The organism is Burkholderia guangdongensis (assembly GCF_013403875.1).
In the GTDB taxonomy this organism is placed as follows: Bacteria; Pseudomonadota; Gammaproteobacteria; order Burkholderiales; family Burkholderiaceae; genus Burkholderia; species Burkholderia guangdongensis.
In genome coordinates, this window is record NZ_JACBNX010000023.1 from 107,205 (window position 1) to 122,799 (window position 15,595).

General features: G+C 67.5%; 15 protein-coding genes and 1 other RNA gene. 3 read left to right on the forward strand and 13 right to left on the reverse strand.

Annotated elements, in window-relative coordinates:
* Positions 1-149: 149 nt before the first annotated feature.
* Both rlmN and ndk read right to left on the reverse strand, forming a co-directional pair.
* The gene (rlmN, locus tag HZI36_RS21360; RefSeq protein ID WP_179404657.1) at positions 150-1,289 is read right to left on the reverse strand and encodes a dual-specificity RNA methyltransferase RlmN; all 1,140 of its coding nucleotides are present in this window, start codon (positions 1,287-1,289) and stop codon (positions 150-152) included.
* 64 nt (positions 1,290-1,353) lie between these two features.
* On the reverse strand, positions 1,354-1,779 hold the full coding sequence (ndk, locus tag HZI36_RS21365) for a nucleoside-diphosphate kinase (protein WP_179404658.1): 426 nt from the start codon (positions 1,777-1,779) through the stop codon (positions 1,354-1,356).
* Between the two features lie 263 nt (positions 1,780-2,042).
* On the opposite strand from ndk, the gene HZI36_RS21370 reads away from it, so the two are divergent.
* On the forward strand, positions 2,043-2,741 hold the full coding sequence (locus tag HZI36_RS21370) for a Bax inhibitor-1/YccA family protein (RefSeq protein ID WP_179404659.1): 699 nt from the start codon (positions 2,043-2,045) through the stop codon (positions 2,739-2,741).
* Positions 2,742-2,820: 79 nt separating this feature from the next.
* Here the strand turns inward: HZI36_RS21370 and rlmD are convergent, their stop codons facing one another.
* Positions 2,821-4,218, reverse strand: a complete 1,398-nt coding sequence (gene rlmD / locus HZI36_RS21375) for a 23S rRNA (uracil(1939)-C(5))-methyltransferase RlmD (RefSeq protein ID WP_179404660.1) — start codon at positions 4,216-4,218, stop codon at positions 2,821-2,823.
* Between the two features lie 85 nt (positions 4,219-4,303).
* On the opposite strand from rlmD, the gene HZI36_RS21380 reads away from it, so the two are divergent.
* The gene (locus HZI36_RS21380) at positions 4,304-5,194 is read left to right on the forward strand and encodes an endonuclease/exonuclease/phosphatase family protein (protein ID WP_179404661.1); all 891 of its coding nucleotides are present in this window, start codon (positions 4,304-4,306) and stop codon (positions 5,192-5,194) included.
* 23 nt (positions 5,195-5,217) lie between these two features.
* Here the strand turns inward: HZI36_RS21380 and HZI36_RS21385 are convergent, their stop codons facing one another.
* The 10 genes from HZI36_RS21385 to ffs all read right to left on the reverse strand — a co-directional run bounded on the left by HZI36_RS21385 (position 5,218) and on the right by ffs (position 14,834).
* Positions 5,218-5,994: a 3'-5' exonuclease gene (locus HZI36_RS21385; RefSeq protein ID WP_179404662.1), complete on the reverse strand. Its 777-nt coding sequence runs from the start codon at positions 5,992-5,994 to the stop codon at positions 5,218-5,220.
* Between the two features lie 88 nt (positions 5,995-6,082).
* A complete protein-coding gene (gene rpoS / locus HZI36_RS21390) occupies positions 6,083-7,171 on the reverse strand; it encodes an RNA polymerase sigma factor RpoS (RefSeq protein ID WP_179404663.1) in 1,089 nt (362 codons plus the stop codon).
* 11 nt (positions 7,172-7,182) lie between these two features.
* Entirely contained in the window at positions 7,183-8,079 is an 897-nt protein-coding gene (locus HZI36_RS21395) for a peptidoglycan DD-metalloendopeptidase family protein (RefSeq protein ID WP_179404664.1), read from the reverse strand.
* A 5-nt stretch (positions 8,080-8,084) separates the two neighbouring features.
* Positions 8,085-9,062: a protein-L-isoaspartate(D-aspartate) O-methyltransferase gene (locus HZI36_RS21400; RefSeq protein WP_179404665.1), complete on the reverse strand. Its 978-nt coding sequence runs from the start codon at positions 9,060-9,062 to the stop codon at positions 8,085-8,087.
* Complete coding sequence (gene surE / locus HZI36_RS21405; RefSeq protein WP_179404666.1) at positions 9,059-9,817, reverse strand: 5'/3'-nucleotidase SurE; 759 nt, start codon at positions 9,815-9,817, stop codon at positions 9,059-9,061. The genes HZI36_RS21400 and surE overlap by 4 nt, the downstream gene beginning before the upstream one ends.
* A gap of 106 nt (positions 9,818-9,923) precedes the next feature.
* Positions 9,924-11,129: a CaiB/BaiF CoA transferase family protein gene (locus HZI36_RS21410; RefSeq protein ID WP_179404667.1), complete on the reverse strand. Its 1,206-nt coding sequence runs from the start codon at positions 11,127-11,129 to the stop codon at positions 9,924-9,926.
* A 72-nt stretch (positions 11,130-11,201) separates the two neighbouring features.
* Positions 11,202-11,798, reverse strand: a complete 597-nt coding sequence (gene recR / locus HZI36_RS21415; protein WP_179404668.1) for a recombination mediator RecR — start codon at positions 11,796-11,798, stop codon at positions 11,202-11,204.
* A 34-nt stretch (positions 11,799-11,832) separates the two neighbouring features.
* Entirely contained in the window at positions 11,833-12,159 is a 327-nt protein-coding gene (locus tag HZI36_RS21420; protein WP_179404669.1) for a YbaB/EbfC family nucleoid-associated protein, read from the reverse strand.
* 109 nt (positions 12,160-12,268) lie between these two features.
* Complete coding sequence (dnaX, locus tag HZI36_RS21425; RefSeq protein ID WP_179404670.1) at positions 12,269-14,608, reverse strand: DNA polymerase III subunit gamma/tau; 2,340 nt, start codon at positions 14,606-14,608, stop codon at positions 12,269-12,271.
* 127 nt (positions 14,609-14,735) lie between these two features.
* Positions 14,736-14,834: signal recognition particle sRNA small type (gene ffs / locus HZI36_RS21430), an RNA gene on the reverse strand.
* A gap of 351 nt (positions 14,835-15,185) precedes the next feature.
* Here ffs and trxA point away from each other — a divergent pair.
* Positions 15,186-15,512, forward strand: coding sequence for a thioredoxin TrxA (trxA, locus tag HZI36_RS21435; protein ID WP_179404671.1), 327 nt, complete (start codon positions 15,186-15,188; stop codon positions 15,510-15,512).
* Positions 15,513-15,595: the final 83 nt, after the last annotated feature.

The following is a 15,595-nucleotide window of genomic DNA, read 5'->3' on the forward strand; positions in this document are numbered from 1 at the left end:
TACCTCGCGTCGATTCTTCTTCAATGGCGGATCGCGCCGGCTCCCGCCGGCCCGAACCCGCGACCATCCATACGTTGTGCGGCGCCTGAGCGCCGCGTCCGATCGCTATTCGCGTTGTGTTTACCGCAGACGTTCCGGGCGCCCCGATGCTAAATTGCCCGAACGTCGATGATTCTGCCTGCCGCGCCCGAGCGCTCCGCGAGCCGCGTGCGATCCTTGACCGCACCGGCGAGCTGGCCGCACGCGGCGTCGATGTCGTCGCCGCGCGTCTTGCGCACCGTCGTGACGACACCCGCGTCGACGAGGATTTGCGCGAAACGCTTGATCTGCTCCGGCTTCGAACGAATGAGCCCCGATTCCGGAAACGGATTGAACGGGATCAGATTGAATTTGCACGGCACGTCGCGGGTCACCGCGAGCAGCTCGCGCGCATGCGCTTCGGTGTCGTTGACGCCGTCGAGCATGCAGTATTCGAACGTGATGAAATCGCGCGGCGCGACCTTCAGATAGCGTTGGCAGGCCGCCATCAGTTCGCGCAGCGGGTGCTTCTTGTTGAGCGGCACGAGTTCGTCGCGCAATGCGTCGTTCGGTGCGTGCAGCGACACCGCGAGCGCGACCGGCAGCTCGGCGCCGAGACGGTCCATCATCGGCACGACGCCCGACGTCGACAGCGTGACGCGACGGCGCGACAGCCCGTACGCGTTGTCGTCGAGCATCAGCCGCATCGCCGGCACGACCGCGCCGTAATTGAGCAGCGGCTCGCCCATGCCCATCATCACGACGTTCGAGATCACCCGCTCGGCCTTGCCATTCGGGCCCGGCGCGCGACCGAGCGACGCGCGCAGCGCGAACTCGGCCATCCGCAGCTGACCGATGATTTCACCGGTCGACAGGTTGCGGGAGAAACCCTGCTTGCCCGTCGAGCAGAAGCGGCAGTTGACCGCGCACCCGGCCTGCGACGACACGCAGAGCGTGCCGCGCGTCTCTTCCGGGATGTACACGGTCTCGACCGCGTTGCCGTTTCCGACGTCGATCAGCCACTTGCGGGTGCCGTCGGCGGAAACGTGATCGCTGGCGATATTCGGCATCTCGATCGTCGCGCGGCCCTTCAGCTTCTCCCTCAGGGACTTCGCGAGATCGGTCATGCCGTCGAAATCGTCGGCGTTGTATTGGTGGATCCAGCGCTGCAACTGCTTCGCGCGGAAAGGCTTCTCGCCGAGGCTGCCGCAATATGCGACGAGACCCTCGGCGTCGAGGTCGAGTAGATTGACGGAAGTTTCGCTCGTCATGATGCCCTGCCTTGCCGCGTGCGCCGGATCCTGCGTGACTGTTGCTGTATGATCAGACGACTGCTTAGCGCGAGTAAACGTTCATTTCCGGGAAGAAGAACGCGACTTCGACGCGTGCCGTTTCCGGTGCGTCCGAGCCGTGCACCGCGTTCGCGTCGATGCTGTCAGCGAAGTCGGCGCGAATCGTGCCCTTTTCGGCCTTCTTCGGATCCGTCGCGCCCATCAGGTCGCGGTTCGTCAGGATCGCGTTCTCGCCTTCGAGAACCTGGATCATCACCGGGCCCGAGATCATGAAGTCGACGAGATCCTTGAAGAACGGGCGTGCTGCGTGAACCGCGTAGAACTTCTCGGCGTCGGCGCGCGACAGGTGCGCCATGCGCGATGCGATGATCTTCAGGCCGGCGCCTTCGAAACGGCTGTAGATCTGGCCGATCACGTTCTTTGCCACCGCATCCGGCTTGATGATCGACAGGGTGCGCTCGATTGCCATAAAAACTCCAAAAAATTAAGAAGTTACAAGTTCAAATGAATCCGCAATTGTAGCACGATCCCGTGTATCATTTGCGATTGAACCCTTACACGCACGAAAGGTTCCGCTTCGATGCGTGATTCGATATGTTTTGTCCGCGTCCGGCCATTGAAACCTCCCGGCACGGAACGTATCTTAGGCATAGCAGTACCGGCCCGATGCGTCGCCCCTCGCGCGCGCGAGTCCGGTTCCGGACGCCCATGCGTTCAATGTTAGGAGAAACCATGAACGACTATCCGTACAACTTCGGCCGCGGCGGCAGCGTCACCACCGTCGAGGTCCGCAACCGCGTGCTGCGCAACACCTACTGGCTGCTCGCGCTGTCGATGATTCCGACCGTGCTCGGCGCGTGGGTCGGCGTGATGACGGGCTTCTCGCTGTTCGCGGCCACGAGCCCGACGATGAGCCTCCTCGCGTTCTTCGCGATCGCGTTCGGCTTCATGTTCGCGATCGAGCGCACGAAGAACAGCGGCGCCGGCGTGGTCGTGCTGCTCGGCTTCACGTTCTTCATGGGCCTGATGCTGTCGCGCCTGTTGAGCTTCATCCTCGGCTTCTCGAACGGGCCGTCGCTGATCATGCTCGCGTTCGGCGGCACCGGCGTGATCTTCGCCGCGATGGCGACGATCGCGACCGTCAGCAAGCGCGACTTCTCCGGGCTCGGCAAGTGGCTGTTCATGGGCGTGATCGTGATCCTGCTCGCGTCGGTCGCGAACATGTTCCTGCACCTGCCCGCGCTGATGCTCACGGTGTCCGTGCTCGCGATCGCGATCTTCTCCGCGTACATGCTGTTCGACGTGCAGCGCGTCGTGAACGGCGGCGAAACGAACTACATCACCGCGACGCTCGCGATCTACCTCGATCTGTACAACGTGTTCACGAACCTGCTCGCACTGCTCGGGATCTTCGGCGGCAACCGCAACTGATCGCCCAACGCTGCGCACCCACGAAAAACCGGCCCGAGGGCCGGTTTTTTCATACCCGCCGCCCTCCGCTCAGTCGCGCTCAGTCGCGCTCGAACAGCGCGATCGATTCGACGTGCGACGTATTCGGGAACATGTTGACGACACCCGCGCCCTTCAGCCGATAACCCGCCTCGTGCACGAGCAGCCCGGCGTCGCGCGCGAGCGTCGCCGGGTTGCACGACACGTAGACGATCCGCTTCGGCAGCGGGCCGTCGCCGCTCTGCGCGATCTCCGCGAGCGCCTTCGACACCGCGAGCGCGCCTTCGCGCGGCGGATCGATCAGGTACTTGTCGAACGCGCCGAGCGCGCGGATGTCGTCGGCCGTCACTTCGAACAGGTTGCGGCACGCGAACGTCGTGTGTCCGTCGACGCCGTTCTCGCGCGCATTCGCGAGCGCGCGCGTCGTCAGCGCGTCGCTACCCTCGATCCCCATCACTTCGCGCGCGAGCCGCGCGAGCGGCAGCGTGAAGTTGCCGATCCCACAGAACAGGTCGAGCACGCGATCGTCGCGCGACGGCCCGAGCAGGCGCAACGCGCGGCCGACCAGCACGCGGTTGATCTGGTGGTTCACCTGCGTGAAATCGGTCGGCTTGAACGGCATCCGGATATTGAACTCCGGCAGCGTGTAGTCGAGCGACACGTCGAGCGGATAGAACGGCGCCACCGTGTCCGGCCCCTTCGGTTGCAGCCAGAACTGCACCTGGTGCTCGTCCGCGAACGCGCGCAGCAACGCCTCGTCGGCCGCATTGATCGGCTCGAGCACGCGCAGCACGAGCGCGGTGACCGTCGAGCCGACCGCAAGCTCGATCTGCGGCATACGGTCGCGGATCGACAGCCCCTCGACGAGCCTGCGCAGCGGCACGAGCATCGCCGACACGTGCGGCGGCAGCACCTCGCAGCTCGTCATGTCGGCGACGTAACTGCTCTTGCGCTCGTGGAAGCCAACCAGCACGCCGCCCTTCTTCACGACGTTGCGCACGGTCAGGCGCGCGCGATAGCGGTAGCCCCACGACGGCCCGTGGATCGGCGCGAACATCGTTTCGGCGCGCAGCTTCGCGAGGTGCCAGAGGTTGTCCTCGAGCACGCGCTGCTTGATCGCGACCTGCGCGCGCATGTCGAGATGCTGCATCGAGCAGCCGCCGCAGACGCCGAAGAACTTGCATTTCGGCTGCGTGCGCATCACGCTCGGGCGCAGAATATCGACGACGGTCGCCTGCTCGTAGCTCGGCTTGCGGCGGAAGCTCGCGTAGCTCACGCGCTCGCCGGGCAGCGCGCCCTCGACGAAGATGACCTTGCCGGGCGTGCCGTCCTCGTTCACCACGCGGCCGACGCCGCGCGCCTCCACGTCGAGCGATTCGATCTCGAGAATCGGGGCGCTACCGGGCGCGGCGGACACGCTTTTCAGCTTGCTTGCGGAAGGGGGGGCGGCTTCAGACACCAGCTTTTCCTGACGAACGATGAAGAAGGCGAGATTGTAGACGATGGACCGCGTCGTCTGCGCCGCTTGGGATCGGAGATTCGACATGCGACTGATCGACTGGAACATTCAATGGGGTCGGGACGCGGACGGCGTCGTCGATCTCGCGCGCACGATCGGCGTCGCGCGCCAGCTCGGCGACTTCGACGTGCTGTGCCTGCAGGAAGTCACGCGCGGCTTCGGCGCGCTGCCCGGCGGCCCCGGCCCGGACCAGTTCGCGGAGCTCGCGGCGCTGTTGCCCGGCTACACGATCGTCGGCGCGATCGGCACGGATCTGCCGCCCGCGACGCCCGGCGCGCCGCGACGTCAGTTCGGCAATGCGATCGCGACGCGGCTGCCGGTCGGCCGCGTGATGCGGCATCTGCTGCCGTGGCCCGCCGACGACGCGGCGCCGTCGATGCCGCGCGTCGCGCTCGAAGTCGAGCTCGACACCGCGTTCGGCGCGCTCCGCGTCACGGTCACGCATCTCGAATACTATTCCGCGCGGCAGCGGCACGCACAGGTCGACGCGCTGCGCGACCGGCACCGCGAAGCATGCGCGCACGCCGCGCACCCGGCGCTAGCCGAAAACGCGGCGGGCCCGTTCGCGGCAACCGGCCAGCCGCGCGACGCGATCGTCTGCGGCGACTTCAACAGCGCGTACGACAGCGAAGCGTACCGCCGCTTCGTCGCGCCGATCGACGACGCGCCGCGCTTCGTCGACGCATGGATCGCGCGGCATCCGGGCCACGCGCCGCCGCCGACGGCCGGCGTCTACGATACGAAGCAGTGGTCGGACGGGCCGCTCGCGTGCGACTTCGTGTTCGTCACGCAGCATCTGCTGTCGCGCGTCACGCGCTGCGACATCGACGGCGACGTGCGCGCGTCCGATCATCAGCCGATCGTGCTCGAACTCGCGCTTGAACCTGGGCTTGAATCCGCGCTTGAACCCGGCTAATGCCGGCGCGAGTCAATCGCACGTCACGCGTCGAACGCGGCGAGATACTCGGCCCAATGCGGCGCGCTTTCCTGCGCGAGCGAATCCTTGACGAGCTGGATCTCGTCCGCGTACTCGCTCGGCGACAGCCCGCCGCGCATCATCTGAAAGCGGCTGTACAGCAGGTACGTGTTGACGACGTCGGTTTCGCAGTAGTTGCGGATCTCGTCGATCCTGCCTTCGCGGAACGCGGTCCACACCTGGCTGCCGTCCATCCCGAGCTTGCCCGGGAAGCCGCACAGCTTCGCGAGCGCGTCGAGCGGCGCGTTCGCGCGCGCCTGATACATCGCGAGCAGATCCATCAGATCCGTGTGCCGCGAGTGATAGCGCGCGATGTAGTTGTTCCATTTGAATTCGCGGTCGTCCTCGCCGAGATCCCAGTAGCGCGATGCCACGATGCCATGCACGAGCGCGCGGTAATGGAGCACCGGCAGATCGAAGCCGCCACCGTTCCACGACACGAGCTGCGGCGTGTACTTCTCGATCACGCGGTAGAACGACTGGACCAGCGCCGCCTCGCCGTCCTGCGGCGTGCCGAGCGAGCGCACGCGAAAACCGTTGTTGTCGCGGAACACGCACGAAATCGCCGCGACCCGCTGCAGGTAATGCGGAAGAAAATCGCTGCCCGTCTTTTCGCGGCGCGCGGCAAACGCGTGTTCAGCGACCGCTGCATCGTCGAGCGTCGCGGGCAGATCGTCGAGACGGCGAATGCCGTCGACATCGGGAATCGTCTCGATGTCGAAAACCAGAATCGGAGTCATGTCAGTACTCGCCGGGCCGCCCCAAGAGTACTGACCGCCCCCTCGGGGGGCAGCGAACGAAGTAAGCGTGGGGGCCGTTTCACTTCTATTACAGGACGGCGTCCTTCCGGACGCCATTGGATGCGAAGAAGCGCTTCAGCCGAACGAGCGCTTCCTGCTGAATTTGCCGCACGCGCTCGCGCGTGAGGCCCATCTCGTCGGCAAGCTCCTCGAGCGTCGCCGGCTCGATGTGATTGAGCCCGAAGCGCCGCTCGATCACATGACGATGCTTGTCCGACAGACGCGACAGCCATGCGCGCGTCAGCGTCTCGAGCTCGCGGTGCTGAACTTCGGCATCGGGCGACTGGCTCTGGTCGTCGGGCAGCAGATCGAGCAGGCTGCTCGCCGGATCGAGGTCGAGCGGCGCGTCGAGCGACGCGGTGTGCTCGTTGAGCGCGAGGATGTCGGTGACTTCCTCGGCCGTCTTGCCCGTCAGGTACGCGATGTCGTCGATGCTCGCTTCGCGGCGATCGGCCGCTTCGCCGGTCGACATCGAGTTCTTTTCGAGATGGCGCTTCGCGCGCAGCACCTGGTTGAGCTCGCGGATCACGTGCACCGGCAGACGCACGGTGCGGGCCTGATTCATGATCGCCCGCTCGATGCTCTGCCGGATCCACCACGTCGCGTACGTCGAGAAGCGGAAGCCGCGCGTCGGATCGAACTTCTCGATCGCGTGCATCAGCCCGAGATTGCCTTCCTCGATCAGATCGAGCAGCGGCACGCCGCGATTCAGGTAGCCCTTCGCAATGCTGACGACGAGCCGCAGATTGCGCTCGATCATCACCTGACGCGCGTCGAATTCGCCCGCCTTCGCGAGCCGCGAATAGCGCTGCTCTTCCTCGACCGTCAGCAGCGGCTTCACGCTGATGCGATTCAGGTAATGCTGGATCGTGTCGGCCGTGAGCTCCGCCTGCAGCATCGCGCGAAAATCGTCGAGATCGGCGGGCGCCTCCGCGGCGCCTTCACGCTCGCCGTCGCTGCCATCCGCGTCGGCGTCGCGCGCCTCGAAGTCGCGCTCGTTGTCCGCAGGATCGTCGTCGTCGTCCGTCGAAGCGGCAGCACGCTCCACCGATGCTTGCGTGGCACGACTGACCTTCTCGGACTCGGCTTGCGGCTCGCGGCGCTTCGGTTTCGGCATGGTCGTCCCGTCTATTGAGGCGGCAGGTACTTCAGCGGATCGACAGGCTTACCCTGTCGGCGAACTTCGAAATGCAGCATCACGCGGTCGGCGTCGCTATTGCCCATCTCTGCGATCTTCTGTCCTTTAGTCACCGCTTCCCCCTCTTTTACCATCAAAGCGCGATTGTGTGCATACGCCGTGAGATAAGTTGCATCGTGTTTGATGATAATGAGGTTGCCGTAACCGCGCAGGCCATTGCCCGCATAGACCACGCGCCCGTCGGCCGCCGCGCGGACCACTTCTCCGATCTTGCCGCCGATGTCGACACCCTTGTTCTTCGCGTCGTCGAAATTGCTCAGCACCGGGCCGCGTGCGGGCCACGCGAACGCGATCGGACCGCTCGGCGCGGCCGACATGTCGCTCGACGCCGCAGCGGGCGGCGTCGGTGCCGTCGCGGATGCCGACGGCGACGTCGCGGGGCCGCTGCTGAGCGGCGCGGTCGCCATCGGCGCGCCCGCCTCGGGCATGCCGGCGCCCGCAGGCGCCGATCCCGCCGCTCCGTTCGGCGGCGCGACGCGCAGCAGTTGATCGACCTCGATCTGATTCGGATTCGCCAGATTGTTCCAGGTGGCGACGTCGCGATAATTCTGACCGTTCTCGAGGGCGATCCGATAGAGCGTGTCGCCCGGCTTCACGCGGTAGAAACCCGGAGGGGGCGGGCCGAGCGGCACCGCGGGCTGCGCGGCGCCGCCGGCAGCCGACGGCGCCGACAGGCCGAGCGAGCCGGAGCGGTCGACGACGGGCGCGTTGTCGAGCCGCGTCGCGCAGGCGGCCAGCATCGTCAGCGCAGCCACACAGATCGCGCGCTGGGAGAGCGTCAGCGTTACCTTCGAACGATTGTTTTGCATCGCGCGCAACATACTCATCGGTGTCAAATTACTCCGGATTTTAAAGGGACAAAGAAAACACGATCAAGCCGCGACTCGCGCCACTGTGCCTGCCCGACGCGCTCGACGAGCGTGAGCACCTGCGGCTCCCCGCTCTGCCCACCGACCGGCGCGACGAGCCGCCCGCCGATCGTCAACTGCTCGAGCAGCGCACGCGGCACGTCGAGCCCCGCCGCCGCGATCACGATCGCGTCGAACGGCGCCGCCGACGGCAGCCCCACGCGCCCATCGCCGTAATGCAGGCGGATGTTCGGCACGCGCAGCGGCCGCAAATTCAGCTTCGCGCGCTCGTAGAGCGGCTTCACGCGTTCGATCGAATACACGTCGCTCGCCAGATGGCTCAGCACCGCGGCCTGATAGCCGCAGCCGGTGCCGATCTCGAGCACGCGCTCGATCGGACGGCCGGCCATCGCGAGCTCGATCATTCTCGCGACGACCGACGGCTTCGAAATCGTCTGCTGATGCCCGATCGGCAGCGCCGAATCTTCGTAGGCCTGCGTCGCGAGCCCCGGATCGACGAACATGTGGCGCGGCACCGCGGCCATCGCCGCCAGCACGCGCGCGTCCGTCACGCCATTCGCACGCAGCCGTTCGACCATCCGTTCGCGCACGCGTTCCGAAGTCAGCGCGAACGCGCCGACGAGCGCGACGTTCGGCGCGCCCGTCTTCGTGTCGGCGGGTTTCGGCGACGCGGACTTCTGTGATACCGGGTTCGGCGATACTGGCTTCGACGGCACGGCGGCACTCGGCGCGACGGCCTTCTGCACAGCCGGCGGCTTCGCGGCGCCGCGCGCATCCTGTGCCGTGCGCGGCGTCGCGCTCGCGAGACGCTGGCGGGCCGCTTCGCCGGCCGCATCGCGCTCGCCCGCGCGGCCGTCGGCCTTGCGCGGCTCGCGCTTCAGGTCTTCGAGCGCAAGCGGAAACCGTACGGCCGGTCTAGGCTTCGCGCGCTCCCCGCTCAAGTGCGTCCCCCGGCACGCGCCCAGTCGCGCGTCGCGGACAGCATCTGCGTATGGGTGAGATCGAGTTGCAGCGGCGTGATCGACACGTAGCCGTTCGCGACCGCATGGAAATCGGTGCCTTCGCTCGCGTCCATCGCCGCGCCCGACGCGCCGATCCAGTAGATCGGCTCGCCGCGCGGGTTCATCTGCCGGATCACCGGCTGCGACGGATGGCGCTTGCCGAGGCGCGTAACCTGCCAGCCCTTCAGCTCGCCGTACGGCAGGTTCGGAATATTGACGTTCAGCAGCGGCTGGCCCGGCAGCGGATGCGCGAGATAGTGACGCACGATCTCGGCTGCGACGCGCGCCGCATCGACGAGATGCGCCCAGTCCTTGTCGACGAGCGAGAACGCGATCGCCGGCACGCCGAACATGATCCCCTCGGTCGCCGCGGCGACGGTTCCGGAGTAGAGCGTGTCCTCGCCCATGTTCTGGCCGTTGTTGATGCCCGACACGACGAGATCCGGCTTCACGTCGAGCATCCCGGTCAGCGCGAGGTGCACCGAGTCGGTCGGCGTGCCGTTCACGTAGAAGAAGCCCGTCGACGCCGACCGCTGCAACGACAGCGGCCGGGACAAGGTCAGCGAATTCGACGCGCCGCTGCAATTCTGCTCGGGCGCCGTCACCGTGAGCTCGCCCAGCGGCTGCAGCGCGTCGTGGAGCGCGGCGAGACCGGGGGCGAGATAACCGTCGTCGTTGCTGAGTAGGATTCGCATCCGGCGATTGTAACCGAGGAAAGATGGCACGCGAGAGACAGCCTGCGGGGCCGTCGGAGCACGTGCCGAGCCCCCGCCGCCGCACCGCGCGACGGCCGTGCGCGAATCAGATCGCGCCCTGCTCGCGCAGCGCCGCGATAGCGTCCGCGTCGTAGCCGAGTCCGCTCAGCACCTCGTCGGTATGCTCGCCGAGCTCGGGCCCGAGCCAGCGCGTATCGCCGGGCGTGTCCGACAGCTTCGGCGTGACGTTCGGCAGCGCGATCTCGGTGCCGTCGCCGAGCTTGAAGCGCTGGATCATCTGCCGCGCGACGTACTGCGGATCGGTGAACATGTCGGCGGCGCTGTAGATCCGCCCGGCCGGCACGTCGGCCGCGTTCAGCACGTCGAGCGCCTCGCCGATCGAGCGCGGCGCGAGCCACGCGGCGATCGCGTCGTCGATCTCCTTCGTGCGCGGCACGCGGCCGTCGTTGTGCGCGAGCGCCAGATCGTTCGCGAGATCGTCGCGTTCGATCGCGCTCATCAGCCGCTTGAAGATCGGATCGCTGTTGCCGCCGATCACGATGCTGCCGTCGCGACACGCGTACGTGTTCGACGGCACGATGCCCGGCAGCGATGCGCCGGTGCGCTCGCGCACGAGCCCGTACACGCCGTACTCGGGCACCACGCTCTCCATCATGTTGAACACCGCCTCGTACAGCGCGACGTCGACGACCTGCCCCTTCCCGCCGTTCGCGTTGCGGTGATGCAGCGCCATCAGCGCGCCGATCACGCCGTGCAGCGCCGCGATGGAGTCGCCGATCGAGATGCCGATCCGCGGCGGCGGCAGATCCGGATAGCCGGTGATGTGGCGCAGCCCGCCCATCGATTCGGCGATCGCGCCGAAGCCCGGCCGGTCGCGATACGGGCCGGTCTGCCCGTAGCCCGACAGGCGCACCATCACGAGGCCGGGATTGTCGGCGGCGAGCACGTCGTAGCCGAGGCCGAGCTTCTCGAGCAGCCCGGGCCGGAAATTCTCGATCACGATGTCGGCCTCGCGCGCGAGCTTGCGCGCGATCTCCTTGCCGGCTTGCGCCTTCAGGTTCAGCGTGACCGACTTCTTGTTGCGCGCCTGCACCGACCACCACAGCGACGTGCCGCCCTGCTCCGGATGCAGCTTGCGCCATTTGCGCAGCGGATCGCCGCCGTTCGGGTCTTCGATCTTGATGACTTCGGCGCCGAATTCGGCGAAGAGACGCGACGCGAACGGCCCCGCGATCAACGTCCCGAATTCGAGCACCTTGACGCCCGCGAGCGGGCCCTGGGTCGTGCTCATCTGTCTCCCTCGTATGGAACGCGCCGCCGGCGGGCGGCGCGGCAAACCGCGGCGAACCGTGGCAAATACGCGTTACATCGTGCGGCGGTCGAGCATCGCGCGCGCGATCGTGCCCGCGTCGACGTACTCGAGCTCGCCGCCGACCGGCACGCCGCGCGCGAGGCGCGTGACCGACAGCCCGCGCGCCTTCAGCGTCTGGCCCAGATAGTGCGCGGTGGCTTCGCCCTCGTTCGTGAAGTTCGTCGCGAGCACGACCTCCTTCACGATGCCGTCCGACGCGCGCCGCACGAGCCGGTCGAAATGGATCTCCTTCGGGCCGATGCCGTCGAGCGGGCTCAGCCGCCCCATCAGCACGAAGTAGAGGCCGCGGTAGGTCATCGTCTGTTCGAGCATGATCTGATCGGCCGGCGTCTCGACCACGCACAGCAGCGTCGGATCGCGCTCGGTGTCGCTGCAGACCTCGCAGATCTGCGCTTCCGTGAACGTGTTGCACCGCTCGCAGTGCCGCAGATGCTCGGTCGCGAACAGCAGCGACCGGCCAAGCCGCTCGGCGCCCTCCCGATCGTGCTGCATCAGGTGGTACGCGATGCGCTGCGCGGACTTCGGCCCGACACCGGGCAGCGCGCGCAGCGCTTCGACGAGAGCGGACAGGGCGGACGGCTGCTTCATGCGGAATGCGCGAACGTGCGAACGGTCACCGCGCTCAGAACGGCAGCTTGAAGCCAGGGGGCAGCGGCAGGCCCGAGGTCATGCCGGACATCTTTTCCTGCGACGTCGCCTCGGCCTTGCGGGCCGCGTCGTTGAACGCGGCGGCGACGAGATCCTCGAGCATGTCCTTGTCGTCGGCGAGCAGGCTCGGATCGATCGACACGCGGCGCACTTCATTCTTGCAGGTCATCGTCACCTTGACGAGGCCCGCGCCCGACTGCCCTTCGACTTCGATCAGCGCAAGCTGCTCCTGCATCTTCTTCATGTTTTCCTGCATTTGCTGCGCTTGCTTCATCAGTCCGGCGAGTTGGCCTTTCAACATGGGAATGCTCCTTCTTGATCGTATGAGAGCCGGCACGCGATGCGTGCCGGGCGATGTAGGTTGACGTTGCGTTGTGTTTCGTTGCGTTGCCGTGCGTCGCGGCGCCCGCTCAGTGCAGCGTCGGCGGCGCGCCGTCGGCGCCGGCCCCGGCGCTGGCATCGGCCGGCGCATCGGCGAGCGGCCGCACCGAGCCGTCGACGATCCGCGCGCCGAACTCGCGCACGAGCTGCTGGACGAACGGATCCGCGTGGATTTCCTGCTCCGCGTCGCGCTGCCGCGCGGCGCGCTCGGCCGCGGCGAGCGCCGCCGCGGTGCGGCGCGCGGGCCCGACTTCGACGGTCACGTCGACCGCCTTGCCGAGCGCATCCGCGAGCGCGGCTTTCAGCTTCGCGACCTGCGCGGCATCCGCATATTGCGGGACCGGCACGGCCAGCTTCAGCGCCGTCGCGTCGACCGCGGTCAACTCGCTGTTGAACGCGAGCTGATACGCGACGCCCTTCAGCGGCAGACGCGCGGCCAGCGCCGGCCATTCGCCGTCGAAGCCGATCGGATCGAGCGCGATCCCCGGCGGCAGCGCGCGGAGGTCGACCGGGGCCGGCGCGGGCGCGGCCGGCTTCGGCGCGACGCGCACGTCGTCCGGGCCGCTGTCGAATACCGGGATGAAGCTGTCGCCGCCGAACATCTCGTCCGCACTGAGCGGCACGTAGTCGTCGGGCGGAATGTCGTCCCACGGCGGGATGTCGCGCGTTTCCGGCTGCGGCGCGCGCGCGGTGGCCGATGCGCGCGGCGTCGGCACCGGCACCGCCGGCGCCGGACGCGGCGCGACGGACTTCGCGGGCGCCGGCGCGGCGGCCGGCTTCGCGGTACGCGCACGGTCGGTCGACATGCGCATGCCCGCGTTGCGCAGCACGTCGAGCGCGGCGGCCGCGCCGCCGCTCGGGCGCGCGGCGGCGCGGGCGTCGGGCTCGGCCCGCGTCACGCGACGAGCGGGCGCGGCGGCCGGCTCGGATTCGAATGCCTCGGCAGGCCGTGCCGATTCGCGATCCGGCGCCGGTCCGGCTGCGGATTCGACGACCGGTTGCGCGGATCGGGGCGCTACGGGCGCGGGGGGCGCTGCCGGCGCGGCGGCATCGGCGGGCTGCGCGGCGCGCGGCGCCGGCGCTTCGGTAACGGCGGATTGCGCCGGCGGCTCGGCGCCGGACGCCGACGGAACGGCGTCAGGCACGGCCACACGCGGCTGCGCGGCGTCGCTTTCAGCGCGCGCCGGTTTCGCCGCAGCCACCGCCCCGGTCGCCCCGGCCGCATGCAACAGCCCCGGCACCGCACGCGGCGCGCCCATCGGCCCGGCCGGCGCGCTCGCGCCGGCCGCCGGCTCGAATGCGAGCATTCGCAGCAGCGTCATCGTGAACCCCGCGTACTCGTCCGGCGCGAGCCCGAGCTCCGCGCGGCCGACCGTCGCGATCTGATAGAAAAGCTGCACCTGCTCCGGGCTCAGCGTATCCGCGAAGCGGCGCAGATCGACCGCCTCCGGCCATTCGTCGAGCACCGAGCCCGGCGCGAACTGCGCCCACGCGATCCGGTGCAGCAGGCTCGCGAGATCCTGCAGCGCGGTCGAGAACGACAGGCTGCGCAGCGACATCTCGTCGGCGATCGCGAGGATCGCCGGGCCGTCGCCGGCCGCGAGCGCGTCGAGCAAGCGCACCATATAGGTCTGGTCGAGCGCGCCGAGCATCCCCGACACCGCGGCTTCCGTCACTTCGTTGGCTGAATAGGCGATCGCCTGATCGGTCAGCGACAGCGCATCGCGCATGCTGCCCTGCGCGGCGCGCGCGAGCAGGCGCAGCGCCTGCGGCTCGAACGCGACGTGCTCTTCGCCGAGAATGCGCTCGAGGTGCGACACGATGTGCCCGGCCGGCATCTGCTTCAGATTGAACTGCAGGCAGCGCGACAGCACCGTCACCGGAATCTTCTGCGGATCGGTGGTCGCGAGAATGAACTTCACGTGCGGCGGCGGCTCCTCGAGCGTCTTCAGCATCGCGTTGAACGCGTGGTTCGTCAGCATGTGCACTTCGTCGATCATGTAGACCTTGAAGCGCGCATCGACGGGCGCGTACACCGCGCGCTCGAGCAGCGCGGCCATTTCGTCGACGCCGCGGTTGCTCGCCGCGTCCATCTCGACGTAGTCGACGAAGCGGCCTTCGTCGATCTCGCGGCACGCGCGGCACACGCCGCACGGCTGCGACGTGACGCCGGTCTCGCAATTGAGCGCTTTCGCGAAGATCCGCGACAGCGTCGTCTTGCCGACGCCGCGCGTGCCCGTAAACAGATAGGCGTGATGCAAACGCCCGCCGTCGAGCGCGTGCGTGAGCGCCCTGACGACGTGCTCCTGGCCGACGAGCGAAGCGAAATCCTTCGGACGCCACTTGCGTGCGAGAACTTGATAGGTCATCGGGAAATTGTATCAGCAACGCCCGGCCGCGCCGACACGCGCAACGGCGCGGAAAGCGCCGCGGGGAACGGAAATGGGGCGACGGAAACGGCAGGCAATAAAAAAGCCCCGAACGGGGCAGATGGAAGGTGACGAGCCTGACCCTCGGCACTGGCGGAAAACGGCTGTGGCTGCTTCGTTCCCGACCTGACCAGGTTCACCGGCCCACCATGCGAGGAGGCCCGTCACGGCGCATTCTAGCATCGGTCGCCCGCGAATGCGAATGCTAAATTCGCGCGGCCGCGCCGCCGCGCGCCCCTTGCATTGGGCGCGCGCGCCTCCATCTGCGCCGCGTAGCAGACCAATGCAAAGCCAATGCGGGACCAAACGACACCAAACGGCATCAAATGGGACCGGATGGGACCGGATGGAGCCCGGCCGGGCGTCGTGCCCCTACTGCCGAAGCGGCTACTATCGCCGTCCACAGCAGATAGCAATTTAGGCTAATATGACGCCCGAATGACCCGCGAGCCGCGGCACGCAATGCGGAGCAGGCCGTCCCCGTAGCGGTTCCCGAACCCAAAGAGGTATTGAGACAATGAGCGACCAGATCAAACACATCAGCGACGCATCGTTCGAACAGGACGTCGTCAAATCCGACAAGCCCGTGCTCGTCGATTTCTGGGCCGAATGGTGCGGCCCGTGCAAGATGATCGCGCCGATCCTCGACGAAGTCGCGAAGGATTACGGCGACAAGCTGCAGATCGCGAAGATCAACGTCGACGACAACCAGGCGACGCCGGCGAAGTTCGGCGTGCGCGGCATCCCGACGCTGATCCTGTTCAAGAACGGCGCGGCGGCCGCGCAGAAGGTCGGCGCGCTGTCGAAGTCGCAGCTGACCGCGTTCCTCGACAGCCACCTGTAATTCCGGCATCATCGCGGACGTGTTGCCAACCGGCAACACGTCCGTTGCAAAGCCGCCGATCGGCCGCTCAAGCGCGAAGCGGC